The 16,785-nt window shown below is 70.5% G+C and carries 19 protein-coding genes and 3 tRNA genes; 5 read left to right on the top strand and 17 right to left on the bottom strand.

Going from position 1 to position 16,785, the window contains the following annotated elements; translation table 11 throughout:
• Positions 1-418 precede the first annotated feature (418 nt).
• The 8 genes from rplL to AB0C66_RS00705 all read right to left on the bottom strand — a co-directional run bounded on the left by rplL (position 419) and on the right by AB0C66_RS00705 (position 5,560).
• Positions 419-811: a 50S ribosomal protein L7/L12 gene (rplL, locus tag AB0C66_RS00740; protein WP_362433270.1), complete on the bottom strand. Its 393-nt coding sequence runs from the start codon at positions 809-811 to the stop codon at positions 419-421.
• Positions 812-889: 78 nt separating this feature from the next.
• Complete coding sequence (rplJ, locus tag AB0C66_RS00735) at positions 890-1,453, bottom strand: 50S ribosomal protein L10 (protein ID WP_362431090.1); 564 nt, start codon at positions 1,451-1,453, stop codon at positions 890-892.
• A gap of 288 nt (positions 1,454-1,741) precedes the next feature.
• The gene (locus AB0C66_RS00730) at positions 1,742-2,602 is read right to left on the bottom strand and encodes a hypothetical protein (protein WP_362431088.1); all 861 of its coding nucleotides are present in this window, start codon (positions 2,600-2,602) and stop codon (positions 1,742-1,744) included.
• A 152-nt stretch (positions 2,603-2,754) separates the two neighbouring features.
• On the bottom strand, positions 2,755-3,474 hold the full coding sequence (rplA, locus tag AB0C66_RS00725; RefSeq protein WP_362431085.1) for a 50S ribosomal protein L1: 720 nt from the start codon (positions 3,472-3,474) through the stop codon (positions 2,755-2,757).
• Between the two features lie 77 nt (positions 3,475-3,551).
• Positions 3,552-3,986, bottom strand: coding sequence for a 50S ribosomal protein L11 (gene rplK / locus AB0C66_RS00720; protein ID WP_009715899.1), 435 nt, complete (start codon positions 3,984-3,986; stop codon positions 3,552-3,554).
• Between the two features lie 176 nt (positions 3,987-4,162).
• Entirely contained in the window at positions 4,163-5,008 is an 846-nt protein-coding gene (gene nusG, locus AB0C66_RS00715; RefSeq protein ID WP_362431083.1) for a transcription termination/antitermination protein NusG, read from the bottom strand.
• A 79-nt stretch (positions 5,009-5,087) separates the two neighbouring features.
• The gene (secE, locus tag AB0C66_RS00710; RefSeq protein ID WP_362431081.1) at positions 5,088-5,378 is read right to left on the bottom strand and encodes a preprotein translocase subunit SecE; all 291 of its coding nucleotides are present in this window, start codon (positions 5,376-5,378) and stop codon (positions 5,088-5,090) included.
• 109 nt (positions 5,379-5,487) lie between these two features.
• Positions 5,488-5,560, bottom strand: a tRNA-Trp gene (locus AB0C66_RS00705).
• A gap of 262 nt (positions 5,561-5,822) precedes the next feature.
• Here AB0C66_RS00705 and AB0C66_RS00700 point away from each other — a divergent pair.
• Positions 5,823-7,061 (top strand): pyridoxal phosphate-dependent aminotransferase, encoded by a 1,239-nt coding sequence (locus tag AB0C66_RS00700; protein ID WP_362431079.1) that lies wholly within the window; start codon positions 5,823-5,825, stop codon positions 7,059-7,061.
• Positions 7,062-7,265: 204 nt separating this feature from the next.
• Positions 7,266-8,279 (top strand): adenosine deaminase, encoded by a 1,014-nt coding sequence (locus tag AB0C66_RS00695; RefSeq protein WP_362431077.1) that lies wholly within the window; start codon positions 7,266-7,268, stop codon positions 8,277-8,279.
• Between the two features lie 21 nt (positions 8,280-8,300).
• Here the strand turns inward: AB0C66_RS00695 and AB0C66_RS00690 are convergent, their stop codons facing one another.
• The 6 genes from AB0C66_RS00690 to AB0C66_RS00665 form a co-directional block, all read right to left on the bottom strand.
• Entirely contained in the window at positions 8,301-9,356 is a 1,056-nt protein-coding gene (locus AB0C66_RS00690; RefSeq protein WP_362431074.1) for a UDP-N-acetylmuramate dehydrogenase, read from the bottom strand.
• 103 nt (positions 9,357-9,459) lie between these two features.
• Entirely contained in the window at positions 9,460-9,894 is a 435-nt protein-coding gene (locus AB0C66_RS00685; RefSeq protein WP_362431071.1) for a MaoC family dehydratase, read from the bottom strand.
• Positions 9,891-10,355, bottom strand: a complete 465-nt coding sequence (locus AB0C66_RS00680) for a MaoC family dehydratase N-terminal domain-containing protein (RefSeq protein WP_362431069.1) — start codon at positions 10,353-10,355, stop codon at positions 9,891-9,893. Before AB0C66_RS00680 ends, AB0C66_RS00685 begins: the two co-directional genes overlap by 4 nt.
• 85 nt (positions 10,356-10,440) lie before the next feature.
• Positions 10,441-10,605, bottom strand: a complete 165-nt coding sequence (gene rpmG / locus AB0C66_RS00675; protein WP_009715907.1) for a 50S ribosomal protein L33 — start codon at positions 10,603-10,605, stop codon at positions 10,441-10,443.
• A gap of 83 nt (positions 10,606-10,688) precedes the next feature.
• Positions 10,689-10,761: transfer RNA gene (locus tag AB0C66_RS00670), tRNA-Met, on the bottom strand.
• A 56-nt stretch (positions 10,762-10,817) separates the two neighbouring features.
• A tRNA-Thr gene (locus AB0C66_RS00665) sits at positions 10,818-10,890 on the bottom strand.
• 214 nt (positions 10,891-11,104) lie between these two features.
• Between AB0C66_RS00665 and AB0C66_RS00660 the strand changes: the two genes are divergently transcribed.
• Both AB0C66_RS00660 and AB0C66_RS00655 read left to right on the top strand, forming a co-directional pair.
• Positions 11,105-12,415 carry a hydrolase gene (locus tag AB0C66_RS00660; protein WP_362431067.1) on the top strand — a complete coding sequence of 437 codons (1,311 nt, stop codon included), beginning with the start codon at positions 11,105-11,107 and terminating at the stop codon, positions 12,413-12,415.
• Positions 12,416-12,477: 62 nt separating this feature from the next.
• Positions 12,478-13,143 (top strand): SDR family oxidoreductase, encoded by a 666-nt coding sequence (locus tag AB0C66_RS00655; RefSeq protein WP_362431065.1) that lies wholly within the window; start codon positions 12,478-12,480, stop codon positions 13,141-13,143.
• Between the two features lie 91 nt (positions 13,144-13,234).
• Here AB0C66_RS00655 and AB0C66_RS00650 read toward each other — a convergent pair whose 3' ends face one another.
• Positions 13,235-13,696 carry a DUF3574 domain-containing protein gene (locus tag AB0C66_RS00650; protein WP_362431062.1) on the bottom strand — a complete coding sequence of 154 codons (462 nt, stop codon included), beginning with the start codon at positions 13,694-13,696 and terminating at the stop codon, positions 13,235-13,237.
• Between the two features lie 104 nt (positions 13,697-13,800).
• On the bottom strand, positions 13,801-14,568 hold the full coding sequence (locus AB0C66_RS00645; RefSeq protein ID WP_362433267.1) for a DUF1206 domain-containing protein: 768 nt from the start codon (positions 14,566-14,568) through the stop codon (positions 13,801-13,803).
• 409 nt (positions 14,569-14,977) lie between these two features.
• Between AB0C66_RS00645 and AB0C66_RS00640 the strand changes: the two genes are divergently transcribed.
• Positions 14,978-16,168 (top strand): amidohydrolase family protein, encoded by a 1,191-nt coding sequence (locus AB0C66_RS00640; RefSeq protein ID WP_362433264.1) that lies wholly within the window; start codon positions 14,978-14,980, stop codon positions 16,166-16,168.
• A gap of 27 nt (positions 16,169-16,195) precedes the next feature.
• Here AB0C66_RS00640 and AB0C66_RS00635 read toward each other — a convergent pair whose 3' ends face one another.
• Positions 16,196-16,687 carry a MarR family transcriptional regulator gene (locus AB0C66_RS00635; RefSeq protein ID WP_362431059.1) on the bottom strand — a complete coding sequence of 164 codons (492 nt, stop codon included), beginning with the start codon at positions 16,685-16,687 and terminating at the stop codon, positions 16,196-16,198.
• Positions 16,688-16,785 lie beyond the last annotated feature (98 nt).

Here is a 16,785-nt window from a genome sequence, read left to right as displayed (position 1 = left end):
GTAGCCACTTGGCACACTGATGTCCAGCGCCGAGTTTGTGAGACCGGCAGTGCCAATCTCTCCCTCCGGTGAGGGGCTCGCCCCTCGTTGTCTTCACAGCCCTTGCCGGCGGCCACCCGCCGGGAGCGCATATCGATACTGCCCGCTTCGCCGACGATCCATGCCTCGGAGTTTGGATCGCTGTGCCGTCGCGTCCTGAGAATTGCGCGCCGCGTGCCGTTCGTCAAGGCCCCCCACTCCGGCGAGATCGTCACAGGGCGTGGCGACGGGCAACGAAGATCACCATACCTGTCGCGACCGACAAGACAACGTAGCCGTCACGGGTACGCCGAAGGGCGACCACCCGAACGGGTGATCGCCCTTACGGAGCCCGGCCGCACCGCCGTGCGCCAGCGGCGCGCGGCGGTGGGCCGATAGGTCACTTGACCTCGACGGAGGCGCCGGCGCCCTTGAGGGACTCGGCGGCCTTCTCCGCGGCCTCCTTGTTGACCTTCTCGAGGACCGGCTTCGGGGTGCCGTCGACGAGGTCCTTGGCCTCCTTCAGACCCAGCGAGGTCAGCTCACGCACGACCTTGATGACCTGGATCTTCTTGTCGCCGGCGCCGGTGAGGATGACGTCGAACTCGTCCTTCTCCTCCGGGGCCTCGGCGCCCGCGCCCGGGGCACCCGGGGCGGCGGCGACGACGGCGGCCGGGGCGGCGGCGGTGACGTCGAACTTCTCCTCGAACGCCTTCACGAACTCGGAGAGCTCGATGAGGGTCAGGGACTCGAACTGCTCGAGGAGCTCTTCCTGGCTGAGCTTCGCCATGATGGCGGTCCTTCCACTAAGTCGGCAGGTGCCGGATGTATATGTCGGCGGGCTTACGGGCCCGCTGCGACCGGGGCCTGATTACTCGGCGGCCTCGGCCTCGGCGGGAGCCGGGGTGTCGGCACCGCCCTGCTCGGCCTGCTTCTGCCGGAGCGCCTCCGCGGTGCGGATGAACTTCGACAGCGGGGCCTGGAAGAGGGCCGCAGCCTGGGACTGCTTGGCCTTCATCGCACCCGCCAGCTTGGCGAGCAGCACCTCGCGGGACTCGAGGTCCGCGAGCTTCTTGATCTCGTCGGCAGACAGGGCCTTGCCGTCGAGCACACCGCCCTTGATGACGAGAGCGGGGTTTTCCTTGGCGAAGTCACGGAGACCCTTCGCCGCCTCGACCGGGTCACCGGTCACGAAGGCGACGGCCGACGAACCCACGAACAGGTCGTCGAGCTGGTTGATCCCGACCTCGTTGGCCGCGATCTTGGTCAGCGTGTTCTTCACCACACGGTACTGGGCGTTCTCACCGAGCGAACGGCGCAGCTCCTTGAGCTGAGCGACGGTGAGACCGGTGTACGCGGTCACGACGGCAGCGTGGGAACTGCGGAACTTCTCCCGCATCTCCTCGACGGCTTCGACCTTGTCAGGACTCGCCATGAGATTCGGCCTCCTTCCGGGTGATGAGGACCGCTTCGGTCTGAAGGAAGGAGACTGAACAACACGAAAACGCCCCGGCGCAGGCGCACGGGGCGTGACTCGACCTCGCGGACCCAGCGGGCCCGTTCGGGAGTTCAACCACAGTCACCTACGCAGGCCGTCCGCAGCTAGCGGATCCTTCAGCCACCATGTCCCCTTACGGAGGCACAGCGACAACCAGCGGTCTTTGGCTTCTACAGAAGATTACGCGAACGGGCCTCGGCCAGGCAAATCCACTCCGCGGCGGCCCTACTGGCCGCTGATGTCCTCGAAGTTCATGGTGTCCGAGGAGACCGGCTCGTCGACGGTGACCTTGGTGCCGTAGTCCGAGTAGTAGACGGTGGAGTCGTAGGCGCCGTTGTTGCTCTTGGCCTGCTCGCGCTTCTTGACCAGCAGGTCGTCACCGTCGATCCACAGGTCGATGGTCTCGGTCTCCATACCGGACTGCTCGAGCTGCTTCTGGAGCGCCGTGAGGTCGGACTCGCTGAGGTCCTTGGACTGCATCTTGGCCAGCTCGGAGACCTTGACCTTGCCCGTGTAGTGGGTGGCCTCGGCCCCCTTCACCTTCTCCGTGCCGACGCTCTTGACCTTGCCGGTGGCGATCAGCAGCTGCACCGAGCGCGCCGGGTCGGTGTTCTGCATCTGGTCCTTCAGGAAGGCGCCGGACGGACCCGCCTTCTGGGCCAGCACGTCGTAGTCGTACTTGACCCAGTGCTTGCCGCCGCCCGCCTGCGCGGCGAACTGGTCGCCCAGGTTCATGAACATCGCGTCGGGCGTGTAGCGGGCCGGCATCGGCTTGCCGGCCAGCGGCGAGGAGGCCGCGGCGCCCCCGTTCTGCGTGATGGTCATGTTGGCCCGCATACCGTCGGCCCAGTCCATCTCACCCTTCATGGACGAATTGGCCTCGCCCATCGTGGTGGTGCCCTCGACCTTGGCCGAGTGCTGCTGGTCGGTCTGCTGTGAAGCCTTCTTCAGCGCCGCCAGCGGGCTGCCGACGTGCTCCTGGGCCTTGTCACCGGACTTCTTGCCGCCCTCGTCGGACTTGTCGCTCCCGCACGCGGTGAGCCCGACCATCAGGACGACGCTCCCGGCCGCTATCACGGCTCGCATAGCAAACTGAGTACCGCGCACAGGGTCCCCCTCTTTAACCAACTCTTATGACTGGCTGAGACTTTAGCTCAGGGAACCGACAGCGAACGCCGCCGGGCCCCCGCATCTCTGACGTGATGCGGGGGCCCGGCGGTTGCACGGAACGCGCTGGATCAGACGGTCTCGTCCTCGACCAGCAGGTTGCGGGTGCGGTTGGCGTCCAGCGGGATGCCGGGGCCCATGGTGGTCGTCAGGGTCGCCTTCTTGATGTAGCGGCCCTTCGCGGCGGACGGCTTGAGACGGTTGATCTCCTCGAGCGCCGCGGCGTAGTTCTCCACCAGCTGCGTCTCACCGAACGACGCCTTGCCGATGATGAAGTGCAGGTTGGAGTGCTTGTCGACGCGGAACTCGATCTTGCCGCCCTTGATGTCCGTGACGGCCTTGGCCACGTCCGGGGTGACGGTGCCGGTCTTCGGGTTCGGCATCAGACCACGCGGACCGAGCACCCGGCCCAGACGGCCGACCTTGCCCATGAGGTCCGGGGTGGCGACGACGGCGTCGAAGTCCAGACGTCCCTTGGACACCTCGTCGATGAGCTCGTCGGAGCCGACGATGTCGGCGCCGGCGGCCTCCGCGGCTGCGGCACGGTCACCGGTCGCGAAGACCAGGACCCGGGCGGTCTTACCGGTGCCGTGCGGCAGGTTCACGGTGCCGCGGACCATCTGGTCGGCCTTGCGCGGGTCGACGCCCAGGCGCATGGCGACCTCGACGGTCGCGTCGAACTTCTTGCTGGCGGTGTCCTTGGCGAGACGGACGGCCTCGAGCGGGGCGTAGGGGCGCTCCCGGTCGATCTTGGCGTCCGCAGCGCGGAGGGTCTTGCTGCGCTTGCTCACTGCTGCTCCTGATGTCTGCGTTCGGAGTCGTGGTGCGGACCAGCGCTTGGCCCTGCCACGGTGGTGCTACGGGTGTGTCAGCCCTCGACCGTGATGCCCATGGAACGGGCGGTGCCGGCGATGATCTTCTCGGCGGCGTCCAGGTCGTTGGCGTTGAGGTCGGGCATCTTGGTGGTGGCGATGTCACGGACCTGGTCGCGGGTGATCTTGGCGACCTTGGTCTTGTGCGGCTCGCCGGAGCCCTTCTCGACACCCGCGGCCTTCAGGATCAGCTTGGCGGCCGGCGGAGTCTTGGTGATGAAGGTGAAGGAACGGTCCTCGTAGACCGTGATCTCCACCGGCACGACCATGCCACGCTGCGACTCGGTCGCGGCGTTGTAGGCCTTGCAGAACTCCATGATGTTGACGCCGTGCTGGCCCAGCGCGGGGCCGACCGGCGGAGCCGGGTTGGCCGCGCCGGCCTGGATCTGGAGCTTGATCAGCCCCGTGACCTTCTTCTTCTTGGGAGGCATGCTCTCTCCGGGTCTTAGTGAGAGGTAGTTCGCCTCCGAACCGGATCATCCGGATGGAGGCATACCGCACAACGATAACGGGTATAGCCGTGCGCCTTAAAACCGAGCAGGTCAGACCGGCCGCAAGGGCCCGTCTGACCTGTTCGGAAGCGGGTGGACGCCGGGGTGCGCCGGTGTCAGTTCTTCTGGATCTGGTCGAAGCTCAGCTCGACCGGGGTCTCCCGGCCGAAGATCTCCACCAGGCCCTTGACCTTCTTCGAATCGGCGTTGATCTCGTTGATCGTCGCCTGGAGGGTCGCGAACGGGCCGTCGGTGACCGTGACCGAGTCGCCCACCTCGAAGTCCAGCACCTGGACCTCGACCTTGCGGCTGGGGGCCGGCAGCCCGCCCTCCTCGGCGGCGGCCTTGGCGGCCTTCTCCTCGGCCTCCGGGGCGAGCATCTTGACGATCTCGTCCAGGGTCAGCGGGTACGGGTCGTAGGCGTTGCCCACGAAGCCGGTGACGCCCGGGGTGTTACGGACGACGCCCCACGACTCGTTCGTCAGGTCCATGCGCACCAGCACATAGCCGGGCAGCTTGTTCTGACGGACGGTGCGGCGGTCGCCGTTCTTGATCTGGACGACCTCTTCCTGCGGCACCTCGGCCTGGAAGATGTAGTCCTCCACGTTCAGCGAGACGGCCCGCTGCTCGAGGTTGGTCTTCACGCGGTTCTCGTAACCCGCGTAGGTGTGGATCACGTACCACTCACCGGGGAGGGTGCGCAGCTCCTCGCGCAGGGCCTCGACCGGGTCGACCGCCTCTTCCTCGGTCTCACCCTCGGCACCCGCGGCCTCGTCCTCGACGGTCTCGGCGGCCTCGAGCTCGGCCTCGTCCTCGACGTGGAGCGCTGCCTCCTCGGCTGGCTCACCGGCCGCGGTGTCGGCTGCTTCAGCCTGGTCGGAATCCGCCGCCTCGACGATGTCGAGCTCGTCCTCACGGGACTCGACGGGCTCGGCGGCGTCGTTCAGGTTCGGGTCAGACACGGTGGCTGCTTCTTCCTGGCTTCAAGGGGTGGAACGTGCGAAGAGGCGACACCAGACAGTGGTCGCCTTCCGCGGGTCATCAGCCAAAGACGTACTTGATGGCGTGGTTGAACCCATAGTCAATCACGGTCACGATGCCGATCATGATGATGACGAAGACGATCACCACAGTGGTGTACGTCGACAGCTGGTTGCGGGTGGGCCAGACGACCTTGCGCAGCTCAGCGACGATCTGCCGGTAGAACAGCGCGAGGCGGCCCAGGGGCCCCTTCTTCCCGCGCTTGCCACCGCGGCGGCCCTTCTTGGTCGCCACCTCGTCCTCGGGACGACCGCTCTCAGGCGTCGCGGTGGAGCCAAGGGCTTCCGTCACTACGTCCTCACCTGAATCCGGGTCGTGGCCGTGCCGCGTCCGGCCGGGCCGCACAGCGGTGCATTGTCCTTGCGTACGCATGCACGCACCCTGATTGCGGTGCGTGTAGCAGGGCCGGAGGGACTTGAACCCCCAACCGCTGGTTTTGGAGACCAGTGCTCTACCAATTGAGCTACGACCCTTTGCGGCTCTCCCAACCTACCGCATCCACCCGGCTGCACGGAGTGTGCGGGGCGGAACGGCCGTTGAGTGGCCAACGACGCCTGAGTGTACGTGCTTGACGCCCGGTCGTCGAACGAGAAGCCGCCCAGGGGGTGTCCGGGGCATGCGCCGCGCCCCGTGCCGCCTCCGGCGCCGCCCCTCGGCCGCCGTCCACCGGGGCCCGCCCGGAACGGGCCGTAAACCCCCGTGTCGGCCGACGCGCGGGTCTGCGACGATGCAGGTATGACCGCTGCTACTCCCCCAGTACAGTCCCCGACCGACCGGCGGGTGTCAGCCCGCGTCGGCTCCATCTCCGAGTCGGCCACCCTCGCCGTGGACGCCAAGGCGAAGGCCCTCAAGGCCGCCGGGCGCCCGGTGATCGGCTTCGGCGCGGGCGAGCCGGACTTCCCGACGCCCGACTACATCGTCGAGGCGGCCGCCGCCGCGTGCCGCGACCCCAAGTACCACCGCTACACCCCGGCCGGCGGCCTGCCCGAGCTCAAGGCCGCGATCGCCGCGAAGACGCTGCGCGACAGCGGCTACGAGGTCGAGGCGGCGCAGGTCCTGGTGACCAACGGCGGCAAGCAGGCGATCTACGAGGCGTTCGCCGCGATCCTCGACCCGGGCGACGAGGTCATCGTGCCCGCGCCGTACTGGACCACCTACCCGGAGTCGATCCGGCTGGCCGGCGGTGTCCCGGTGGATGTCGTCGCGGACGAGACGACCGGCTACCGCGTCTCCGTCGAGCAGCTGGAGGCCGCCCGGACCGAGCACACCAAGGTGCTGCTCTTCGTCTCGCCCTCCAACCCGACCGGCGCGGTCTACAGCCGTGAGCAGATCGAGGAGATCGGCCGCTGGGCCGCCGAGCACGGGCTGTGGGTGCTCACCGACGAGATCTACGAGCACCTGGTCTACGGCGACGCCGAGTTCCACTCGCTGCCGGTGGTGGTGCCCGAGCTGCGCGACAAGTGCATCGTGGTCAACGGTGTCGCCAAGACCTACGCCATGACCGGCTGGCGGGTGGGGTGGGTCATCGGCCCCAAGGACGTGGTGAAGGCCGCGACCAACCTCCAGTCGCACGCCACCTCGAATGTGAGCAATGTCGCTCAGGCCGCCGCCCTGGCCGCCGTCTCGGCCGATCTCGACGCGGTCGCCGCGATGCGCGAGGCGTTCGACCGGCGCCGCCGCACCATCGTGCGGATGCTCAACGAGATCGACGGTGTGGAGTGCCCGGAGCCGGAGGGCGCGTTCTACGCCTACCCGTCGGTGAAGGGGCTGCTCGGCAGGGAGATCCGCGGCAAGCGCCCTCAGAACACCGTGGAGCTGGCCGCGCTGATCCTGGAGGAGGTCGAGGTCGCCGTGGTGCCGGGTGAGGCGTTCGGCACCCCGGGCTATCTGCGGCTGTCCTACGCCCTGGGCGACGAGGACCTCGTCGAGGGCATCTCGCGGATGCAGAAGCTGCTGGGCGAGGCGCGGGCCTGATCGCGCCCGTCGCCCGTCGCCGACCGGCCCCCGTCCTGACGCCCCCGCGGGCGGAGGGCGGGGGCCGTCGTCATGGGCGGGGGTTCCCGCGGGCCCCCGGCCGGGAGGGGGCGCAGGTCGGACAGGCCCGGACACCTCTGTTCGGACAGCCCCCGTTCGGTGAAAGCGGTACCGATGGCCACCGCCGTGCGGCAGGATCACCAGATGGCACGTGATGTACATCTGCTCCCCAAGGCGCATCTGCATCTGCACTTCACCGGCTCCATGCGCCCTTCCACCCTGATGGAACTCGCCGACAAATACGGCGTCCACCTGCCCGAGGCGCTGAGCGGCGGCGAACCGCCGAGGCTGCGCGCGACCGATGAGCGCGGCTGGTTCCGCTTCCAGCGGCTGTACGACATCGCGCGGTCGTGTCTGCGTACTCCGGAGGACATCCAGCGGCTGGTGCGCGAGGCGGCCGAGGAGGATGTGCGGGACGGGGCCGGATGGCTGGAGATCCAGGTCGACCCCACGTCGTACGCCCCCCGGCTCGGCGGGCTGATCCCGGCGCTGGAGATCATCCTGGACGCGGCCGAGAGCGCCTCCCGGCGGACCGGGCTCGGGATCCGGGTGCTGGTCGCCGCCAACCGCACCAAGCACCCGCTGGAGGCCCGCACCCTGGCCCGGCTCGCGGTGCGCTACGCCGACCGCGGTGTCGTCGGGTTCGGCCTCTCCAACGACGAGCGGCGTGGTTTCGCCCGGGACTTCGACCGCGCCTTCGCCATCGCCCGGGACGGCGGTCTGCTGGCCGCCCCGCACGGCGGTGAGCTCTCCGGTCCGAGCAGTGTGCGCGACTGCCTGGACGATCTCGGCGCGGGGCGGGTGGGCCACGGGGTGCGCGCCGCGGAGGACCCACGGCTGCTGACCCGGCTGGCCGAGCGCGGGGTGACCTGCGAGGTGTGCCCGTCGTCGAACGTGGCGCTCGGGGTCTACGAGAAGCCGGAGGACGTACCGCTGCGCACGCTCTTCGACGCCGGTGTGCCGATGGCGCTGGGCGCCGACGACCCCCTGCTCTTCGGCTCCCGTCTGGCGGCCCAGTACGAACTGGTCCGTGAGCACCACGGGTTCACCGACGCCGAACTCGCCGAACTGGCCCGCCAGTCCATCCGCGCCTCCGCCGCCCCGGAACCGGAGCGCACCCGCCTGCTGACAGCCATCGACACCTGGCTGACCACCTGACCCATCCCCGGGCGCGGGGCGTCAGAGGCTGACGCCCACCGTCACCGGCTCGTTGACCAGGCGGACGCCGAACGCGGCTTCGACGCCGGTGACCACTTCGCGGGCGAGGGCCAGCAGGTCTTCGGTGGTGGCTTCGCCGCGGTTGGTGAGGGCGAGGGTGTGCTTGGTGGAGATACGGGCCGGGCCGGAGCCATAGCCCTTGGTGAAGCCCGCCTTGTCGATCAGCCAGGCGGCCGAGGTCTTGAGGTGGCCGTCGCCCACCGGGAAGGCGGGGGGCGCGGTGTCGGGGCCGAGACGTTCGGCGACGCGGGCCAGGAAGGCGGTGTACGCGGCCTCGTCCAGCACCGGGTTGGTGAAGAAGGACCCGGCGGACCAGGTGTCGTGGTCCTCGGGGTCGAGCACCATCCCCTTGCCCGCGCGCAGGCCGAGCACGGTCTCGCGGGCGATGGCGGCGGGGACCCGGTCCCCCACCTCGACGCCCAGCACCCGCGCGGTCTCCGCGTAGCGGACCGGGGCGGACAGCCCGTCCGCGTCCTCCAGCGCGAAGCGCACCCGCAGTACGACATGGCGGTCGGGATCGGCCTTGAAGCGGCTGTGGCGGTAGGAGAAGGCGCAGTCGGCGTTCGGGATGGTCACCACCTCGTCGGCGCGCCGGTCGTAGGCGATCACCTCGGTGATGGTGGCGGAGACCTCCTGGCCGTACGCCCCGACGTTCTGGATCGGCGTGGCACCGGCGGAGCCGGGGATTCCGGCCAGACACTCGATGCCGGCCAGCCCTGCCTCGACGGTACGGGCGACCGCGTCCGACCAGTTCTCACCCGCGGCCAGCTCCAGGCTGGTGCCGTCGAGCGTGCAGCCGCGGGTGGCGATGCGCAGGGCGGTGCCGTCGAAGCCCTTGTCGGAGATGACCAGATTGCTGCCGCCGCCGATCAGCAGCAGCGGGGTACCGGTCGCGTCGGCCTCGCGGACCGCGGCGATCACCTCGTCGTCGGTGGTGGCCGTGATCAGCCGGGTCGCCGGTCCGCCCAGGCGGAAGGTGGTCAGCGGGGCGAGGGGGGCGTCGTGGAGTTCCTGCACGCGCTCAAGAGTACGGGGGCGGCCACCGGGGCCCCTCGGGCGGCCGCCCCCGGTACGAGGACCGGGGGCCGGCAGCGGCTCATCGGTTCGGCGGATCGATGTCTCAGGCGAGGCGGACCACGGCCCGGGCCCGGCCCAGCACCTTCTGTCCGCCGCTGGTCGCCGTGATGTCCAGGCGCACCGTACGGGCCTCGTCGTCCAGCTTGGCGGCGACCTTGGCGCCGATCTCGATGACCGCGCCCTTGTCGTCGTTGGGGACCACGACCGGCTTGGTGAAGCGCACGCCGTACTCGACGAGGGCTCCGGGGTCGCCGGTCCAGTCGGTCACCACGCGCGCCGCCTCGGCCATGGTGAACATGCCGTGGGCGATGACGTCCGGCAGCCCGACGTCCTTGGCGAACTTCTCGTTCCAGTGGATGGGGTTGAAGTCGCCGGAGGCCCCCGCGTAGCGGACCAGATGGGCGCGGTCCACGCGGAACTCGCGCAGCGGCACCTCGGTGCCGACCTCCACGTCGTCGTAACGCACCTTGGCCGTCATCTGCCCTCCTCCGCCTCGGCCGCGCGGGCCACCAGCGTCGTGAACGAGGTCACCACGTGCTCGCCCGCCTCGTCATGGACCTCACCGCGCACGGACAGCACATCGTTGCCGGCGAGCGACTTGATCGAGTCGATGGTCGAGGTGACCCGCAGCCGGTCACCGGCCCGGACCGGGCGGGTGTACGCGAACTGCTGGTCGCCGTGGACGACGCGGCTGTAGTCCAGCCCCAGCGCCGGGTCCTCGACCACCTGGCGCCCCGCGGCCTTGAAGGTGATCGCGAAGACGAAGGTGGGCGGGGCGATCACATCGGGATGGCCGAGCGCCCGGGCCGCCTCGGGGTCGGTGTAGACCGGATTGCCGTCACCGATGGCCTCGGCGAATTCGCGGATCTTCTCCCGGCCGACCTCATACGGGGCGGTGGGCGGATAGGTCCGCCCGACGAAGGACTGGTCGAGCGCCATCGGCTCGCACCTCCTGCGATTGATTACCAACGAAACGAGGCCACCCCCCGCGTGTGGGGGCGGCCTCGTCAAGAAAGCTGATTGTTCAGCGCGTCTCGCGGTGCGCGGTGTGCGCGTTGCAGCGCGGGCAGTGCTTCTTGATCTCAAGACGATCCGGGTCGTTGCGCCGGTTCTTCTTGGTGATGTAGTTCCGCTCCTTGCACTCCACGCAGGCCAGCGTGATCTTCGGGCGGACGTCGGTGGCAGCCACGTGAGTGCTCCTTGACGGACGGATGGATGAACGCAGAAAGAGTAGCCGATCGAAGGACCGACCCCACAATCGGCTACTGTCAGTAGCGGTGACCGGACTTGAACCGGTGACACAGCGATTATGAGCCGCTTGCTCTACCGACTGAGCTACACCGCTGCGATGTGAGGGATACCCCGCCCGACCGGAGTCGAACGGGAGATCTGACACATCAGAGCCCCAATACGGAATCGAACCGTAGACCTTCTCCTTACCATGGAGACGCTCTGCCGACTGAGCTATTGGGGCGAGCGATGAAGACATTACACGCTCGGCCGCCGAAGGTGAAATCCGTATCGGCGCACCGTCACGGGGTCCTGGGCACCACACCGGTACGACTATTCGGCTCCTCCGCGAAGCCGCCACCCCCGCGTCCTAGGCTCGGATCCAGGCCGAGTGATCTTGGCTGCTCATGCGCCCGTCACGCGCCCTCTTTGCGCCCTCACACGCCCCGCGGAGTGCGATGCCCGACAGCCAGCCGCAGCAGCCTCAGCAGCCCCCCAGGAACGACGCGGCACCCGGGCCCGGCGGCGCGCTGGTGCTCGGCGGCGCCCGGCTCGCCGACGGCCGCACGGTGGACGTCCGGCTCAGTGGCGGGCGTATCGAGGCGGTCGGCACGGCGGGCAGTCTCGTCCCCGGCCCGCGGCTGGACCTCGGCGGCTATCTGCTGCTGCCCGCCCCCGCCGAACCACACGCCCACTGCGACACCGCGCTCACCGGTGAGACCGCGGGCCCGGTCCCGTACACGCCCGAGGACGTCCGGCGGCGCGCCACCGAGGCCGCCCTGCTCCACCTCGGCCACGGGGCGACGGCGCTGCGCACCCATGTACGGGTCGGCGGGGTGCACGGTCTGCGGTGTCTGGAGGCCGTCCTCCAGGTGGGCCAGACCCTGCGCGGACTCACCGACCTCGGCGCGGTGGCCGTGCCGAGGGTGCTGACCGGCGCGGCCGGGGCGGACGGGCTGGCGATGCTGCGGGACGCGGTGAAGATGGGCGCGGCGGTGATCGGCGGCTGTCCTGATCTCGACCCCGACCCCACCGGCCACGCGGAGGCCGTGCTCGACCTCGCCGCGCGCCATGGCTGCGCGGTCGATCTGCACACCGACGGTGACGACCCGGCCCGGCTCGCCCGGTTCGCGGCGATGGCCGGCGGGCTGCGGCCGGGGGTGACCATCGGCCCGTGCGCGGGACTCGCCCGGCTGCCCCGGGAGGTGGCCGCGCGCCTCGCCGACCGGCTGGCGGCGGCCGGTGTCACCGTCGTCTGTCTGCCGCAGGGCGACTGCGGCGGGCTGGAGGACCGGGGTGCGCGGGCGGCGTCGGCGCTGCCCGGCCCGGCGGGTCCGGCCGCCCCCGGCTGCGCCCCGGTGCGGCTGTTGCGGGCGGCGGGCGTGCGGGTGGCCGCGGGCAGCGGCGCGCTCCGGGACGCCGCCAATCCGGTGGGCCGCGGCGACCCCCTGGAGGCCGCCTTCCTGCTGGCGTCCCGGGAGGGGCAGAGCCCGGCGGAGGCGTACGAGGCGGTGTGCGGACGGGCCCGTGCGGCGCTCGGCCTGCCCGAGGTGCGGGTGGAGGCCGGATTCCCGGCCGAACTGCTCGCGGTGCGCGGGGAGGGTCTCGCGGGTGTGCTCTCGCTGGCGTACAGCCGGGTGGTGGTGCATCAGGGGCGGGTGGTGGCCCGGACCAGCGCGGTGCGGGAGTACTGCGACTCGGCCGCGGCGGTCGCGCTGGACCTGCCGCGGCAGACGCGGGCGCAGAACCAGGACGGCGAGCAGGCGTAGGGCGACGCGGCACGCGGGCCGCGGGCGAGCGGCCCGGGGACGCACGGCGTACGGTCGGGATCATGCGCATTGTCATCGCTGGTGGACATGGACAGATCGCGCTGCGGATGGAGCGGCTGCTCTCCGCGCGCGGGGACGAGGTGGCGGGCATCGTCCGCAGGCCCGAACAGGCGGGTGACCTGCTGGCGGCGGGTGCCGAACCGGTCGTCTGCGACCTGGAGTCGGCCTCCGTGGAAGACGTGGCGAAGTATCTGGAGGGCGCGGACGCGGCGGTGTTCGCCGCCGGTGCGGGCCCCGGCAGCGGTACGGCCCGCAAGGAGTCGGTCGACCACGAGGCCGCGGTGCTCTTCGCCGACGCGTCCGAGGCGGCGGGGGTCCGGCGGTTCCTCGTCGTCTCCTCGATGGGCGCGGAGGGCGAGATCCCGGAGGGCACGGACCCGGTCTTCGCCGCGTACCTGCGTGCCAAGGGCGCGGCGGACGCGAACGTACGGGCGCGCGGCGGCCTGGACTGGACGGTGCTGCGGCCCGGCATGCTGACGAACGACCCGGGCACCGGCCTGGTCGAGTTGGCGGAGCGGACCGAGCGCGGCCCGATCACCCGGGACGATGTGGCCGCGGTCCTGGTCGCCCTCCTCGACGAGCCGCGCACGGTGGGCCGCACCCTGCACCTGATCAACGGCTCGGCGCCGGTGGCGGAGGCGGTGCGGGCCGTCGTCGACCGGGCGTAGCCGCCCGCCGCGGGGCCATGGGGGCTTTGTGGACAGCATGGCCTTCATGGGCTTCGTGGGCTTCGTGGGTCTCAAGGGCTTCGTGCGGGCTTCAGAAGTCGACGCGGGCCGGGGCGTCGGCGCGGGCCACGGACTCCTGGGCGTACTTCCGTTCGTAGGCCGTCCGGATGTGCTCGATCCGCGGATCGTGGGTGCGCGCCTCGGCGACCGGGTAGAGCAGGACCACCTCGTACGAGCGCTCCCGCTCGATCGCCCCGCTCCGGTCCCGCCACTGGCCGCGTGCGTCCCGGATCGTCAGCCCGGCCGGGAAGCGCGGGGTGACGGTCCGGTCCACGAAGGCGAGGAACTGCTTCTCGGTGACGGGCGGCCCGCCGTCGGGCCGCCCGGTCCCGAAGAAGAGCCGGGTCTCGACATAGGCCGCTCCCCTGGCCGGGGCGGAGACGGCGGTCTCCGGGCCGGTGCCGGTGCGATACGTGGCGTGGGCGACGACGGGCGTGGCGGCGGCGAGCGCGACCGCCGCCCCGGCGGCGGCGATCCTGGTGTACGAGGTCATGCCCGGCATGCTCCCGGCGGCCCGCAGCGGACCGGAAGACCGCCACGGCCGGAGTCGACCGGCCCCCGAGCGCCGCTCGTCCGCCGCTCAGGGACCGATCCGGGTCAGACGCGGCGCCAGCGGGCCATCGCGAAGGAGAAGACGCCGAACAGGGCCAGGCCCACCGCGACCGCGACCAGCAGCCAGGGGCCCGCCGCCGTGTCGGCGAAGGTGCGGAGGGTGTCGTCGAGCCCCTTGGCCTTGTCCGGGTCGTAGCGCCTGGCGGCGGTGATCGCGAAGCCGCCCGCCACCGCGAACACCACCCCGCGCGCGGCGCCGCCGCACACACCCAGCGCGTACACGGTCTGCTTCACCCGCCGCGGCGTCCCGGCCATCTTGAGGTGCTTGCGGAAGGAGCGCCGGACGGCGCGTACGGCGATCCAGACACCGGCCACGGTCACCACCACCCCGGCCGCGCCGACCAGCCAGCGGCCGTACGGCAGGTCGAGGGCGCGTGCCGTGACGTCCTGGGACTGCTTGTCGCTGGAGCCGCTGCCCTGCTCCCCGGCCGCGAAGGAGAGCACGGAGTAGGCCACGACGCCGTAGAAGACCGCGCGGGCCGCCGAGGCCAGCCGCTTCTTCGCCTTGCGCCCGTCCGGCCCCGCCGCGCCGAAGACCGCCTCGGACAGTCGCCACAGCGCCATCCCGGCGAGCCCCACACCGACCGCCCAGACCAGGAACGAGCCGAAGGGCTGCCCGGCCAGTACCTCCAGGGCCCCGCCGCGGTCGGCCTGTTCGCCGCCGTCGCCGAAGGCGATCCGCGCCGCCAGCAGCCCGACCAGCAGGTAGATGACACCGCGGGCGATCAGCCCGCAGCGGGCCGCCGTCTCGATGGCGCGGTTGCCCGCCTCGCCCGGGTCGTGCGGGCGTGCGCGCGCCGCCGAGCCGAGTCCGCGTGCGATCGACGATGCGTTCACCGCTGCCTCCCGGGCGTTGGCCGTGTGCACTGCGTGTGCATGGCGTGTGCACTGCGTTTGCCCTGCGCACGCGGCCGAAAACAAGGGATGCGGAGCGGGTCTCCGGTCGCCGGGGAGCACGTCCCTTGTTGCTTGGAGCGGTGCCGCCTACCCTGCGCATATCTGACGGTCCGTCAGATGCATGCGTCGGATTCATGCGGCGGATTCGGGCCCCGGCGGTCCGTGTGACCGCCGGGCGAGAAGGGGAGTTGGCGGGATGACGGGCACAGCGGTGAGCGGATCGGCGGACGGGGCGGGCGGGACGGACGATGGAGCGGGGCTGCCCATGGTCATCAGCGTGGACGACCATGTGATCGAGCCCGCGCACCTCTTCGAGAGCTGGCTTCCGGCCAAGTACCGGGACCGTGGCCCCAAGCCGCTCACGGCCGGTATCGGGGAGCTGGCGTACATCGGCGGCAAGTACCGGATCACCACCGATCCGGACGGTCCGCCCACCGACTGGTGGGAGTACGAGGGCGGCCTGTTCCCGTACAAGCGCATCATCGCGGCCGTCGGCTTCTCCCGGGACGAGATGACGCTCGAGGGCATCACCCGCGACCAGATGCGCCGTGGCTGCTGGGACCCCAAGGCCCGGCTCGCCGATATGGACATGAACCACGTCGAGGCGTCCCTGTGCTTCCCGACCTTCCCCCGTTTCTGCGGCCAGACCTTCGCCGAGGCGGACGACAAGGAGGTCGGCCTGGCCTGTGTGCGCGCGTACAACGACTGGATGGTCGAGGAGTGGTGCGGTGACAGCGGCGGACGGCTGATCCCGCTGTGCCTGATCCCGCTGTGGGACGTGGAGCTGGCCGTCCAGGAGATCCGCCGGAACGCGGCGCGCGGGGTGCGGGCGGTGACCTTCAGCGAGATCCCCACCCACCTGGGCCTGCCCAGCATCCACAGCGGCTACTGGGACCCCTTCTTCGCCGAGTGCGAGGCCACCGGCACGGTGGTGTGCATGCACATCGGCTCGTCCTCGCAGATGCCCGCCGCCTCCCCGGACGCGCCGCCCGCCGTCCAGGCGTCGCTGAGCTTCAACAACGCCATGGCCTCGATGATGGACTTCCTCTTCAGCGGCGTCCTGGTGAAGTTCCCGCGACTCAAACTCGCCTACGCGGAGGGCCAGATGGGGTGGATCCCGTACGCCCTGGAGCGCGCGGACGACGTCTGGGAGGAGCACCGGGCCTGGGGCGGGGTGCGCGATCTGATCCCCGAACCGCCGTCCACCTACTACTACCGGCAGATCTACTGCTGCTTCTTCCGCGACAAGCACGGGGTCGCCTCGCTGGAGACGGTCGGGGAGAACAACGCGACGTTCGAGACGGACTATCCGCACGTCGACTCGACCTGGCCGCACACCCGGCGGATCGCGGCCGAGCATGTGGCCGGACTGTCGGCCGAGACGACGTACAAGATCCTCCGGGGCAACGCGATCCGGATGCTGGAGCTGGACTTCGACCGGGGGCGGGTGCGCTAGGCCCCGCGTCGACCGTGGGGCCGGACGTCAGCGCTGCACTTCGCGCACCCAGGCAGTGAGCCCGGCCAGGAACCCCTCCCGCTCGGTCGCGGACAGCCCGTCCAGGGCGCGCAGCAGGGGTTCACCGCGCCGCGCGACGAACGTTTCGAGCGCGGGCCGGTGGCGTTCGGCCAGGGACACCAGGATCCGTCGACGGTTCGCGGGGTCTTCCGCGCGTTCGACGATCCCCGCCCGGCTCAGCCCGCCGATCAGTTCGCTGGCGGTCGACAGGGAGACCTGGAGCCGCTGGGCGATCTCACTGACGGTGAGCGGCCGTCCGGCCAGCAGATGGGGCAGCACGGCTCCATGACGCGGCGTCAGCCCGTTGCCCTCCATGGCCTCGCGCAACGGATCCGGCATCAGCGCACGGACCGCTCCGCCACGGAAGTACGGCTCCAGCAGCGGTACAAGACCGACGACACGGACCTCCTCGGGGGTCGGCGTACGGGGCGCTTCCTGCTGCTCACGGGCGTGGTGCATACTGCGAGTCTAGGACACTTCGGATTTCCAAACTATTGGAAGTGCCGAAGGATTGCCGTATGCCGTATGCCGTATGCCACGACGCCCGTGCCATGACG

Source organism: Streptomyces sp. NPDC048636, assembly GCF_040650655.1.
GTDB lineage: Bacteria > Actinomycetota > Actinomycetes > Streptomycetales > Streptomycetaceae > Streptomyces.
Note: the sequence above shows the minus strand (reverse complement) of the source record. Positions and strands in the feature narration are given on the sequence as shown.

Coding starts and splice junctions, on each gene's coding strand:
- AB0C66_RS00700 (WP_362431079.1), top strand. CDS start 5,823: ATGACCGCTGCTACTCCCCCAGTACAGTCCCCGACCGACCGGCGGGTG.
- AB0C66_RS00695 (WP_362431077.1), top strand. CDS start 7,266: ATGGCACGTGATGTACATCTGCTCCCCAAGGCGCATCTGCATCTGCAC.
- rplJ (WP_362431090.1), bottom strand. CDS start 1,453: ATGGCGAGTCCTGACAAGGTCGAAGCCGTCGAGGAGATGCGGGAGAAG.
- AB0C66_RS00685 (WP_362431071.1), bottom strand. CDS start 9,894: ATGACGGCCAAGGTGCGTTACGACGACGTGGAGGTCGGCACCGAGGTG.
- AB0C66_RS00650 (WP_362431062.1), bottom strand. CDS start 13,696: ATGACCTCGTACACCAGGATCGCCGCCGCCGGGGCGGCGGTCGCGCTC.
- rplK (WP_009715899.1), bottom strand. CDS start 3,986: ATGCCTCCCAAGAAGAAGAAGGTCACGGGGCTGATCAAGCTCCAGATC.
- AB0C66_RS00635 (WP_362431059.1), bottom strand. CDS start 16,687: ATGCACCACGCCCGTGAGCAGCAGGAAGCGCCCCGTACGCCGACCCCC.
- AB0C66_RS00660 (WP_362431067.1), top strand. CDS start 11,105: ATGCCCGACAGCCAGCCGCAGCAGCCTCAGCAGCCCCCCAGGAACGAC.
- AB0C66_RS00680 (WP_362431069.1), bottom strand. CDS start 10,355: ATGGCGCTCGACCAGTCCTTCGTCGGGCGGACCTATCCGCCCACCGCC.
- AB0C66_RS00730 (WP_362431088.1), bottom strand. CDS start 2,602: ATGCGAGCCGTGATAGCGGCCGGGAGCGTCGTCCTGATGGTCGGGCTC.
- AB0C66_RS00655 (WP_362431065.1), top strand. CDS start 12,478: ATGCGCATTGTCATCGCTGGTGGACATGGACAGATCGCGCTGCGGATG.
- AB0C66_RS00640 (WP_362433264.1), top strand. CDS start 14,978: ATGGTCATCAGCGTGGACGACCATGTGATCGAGCCCGCGCACCTCTTC.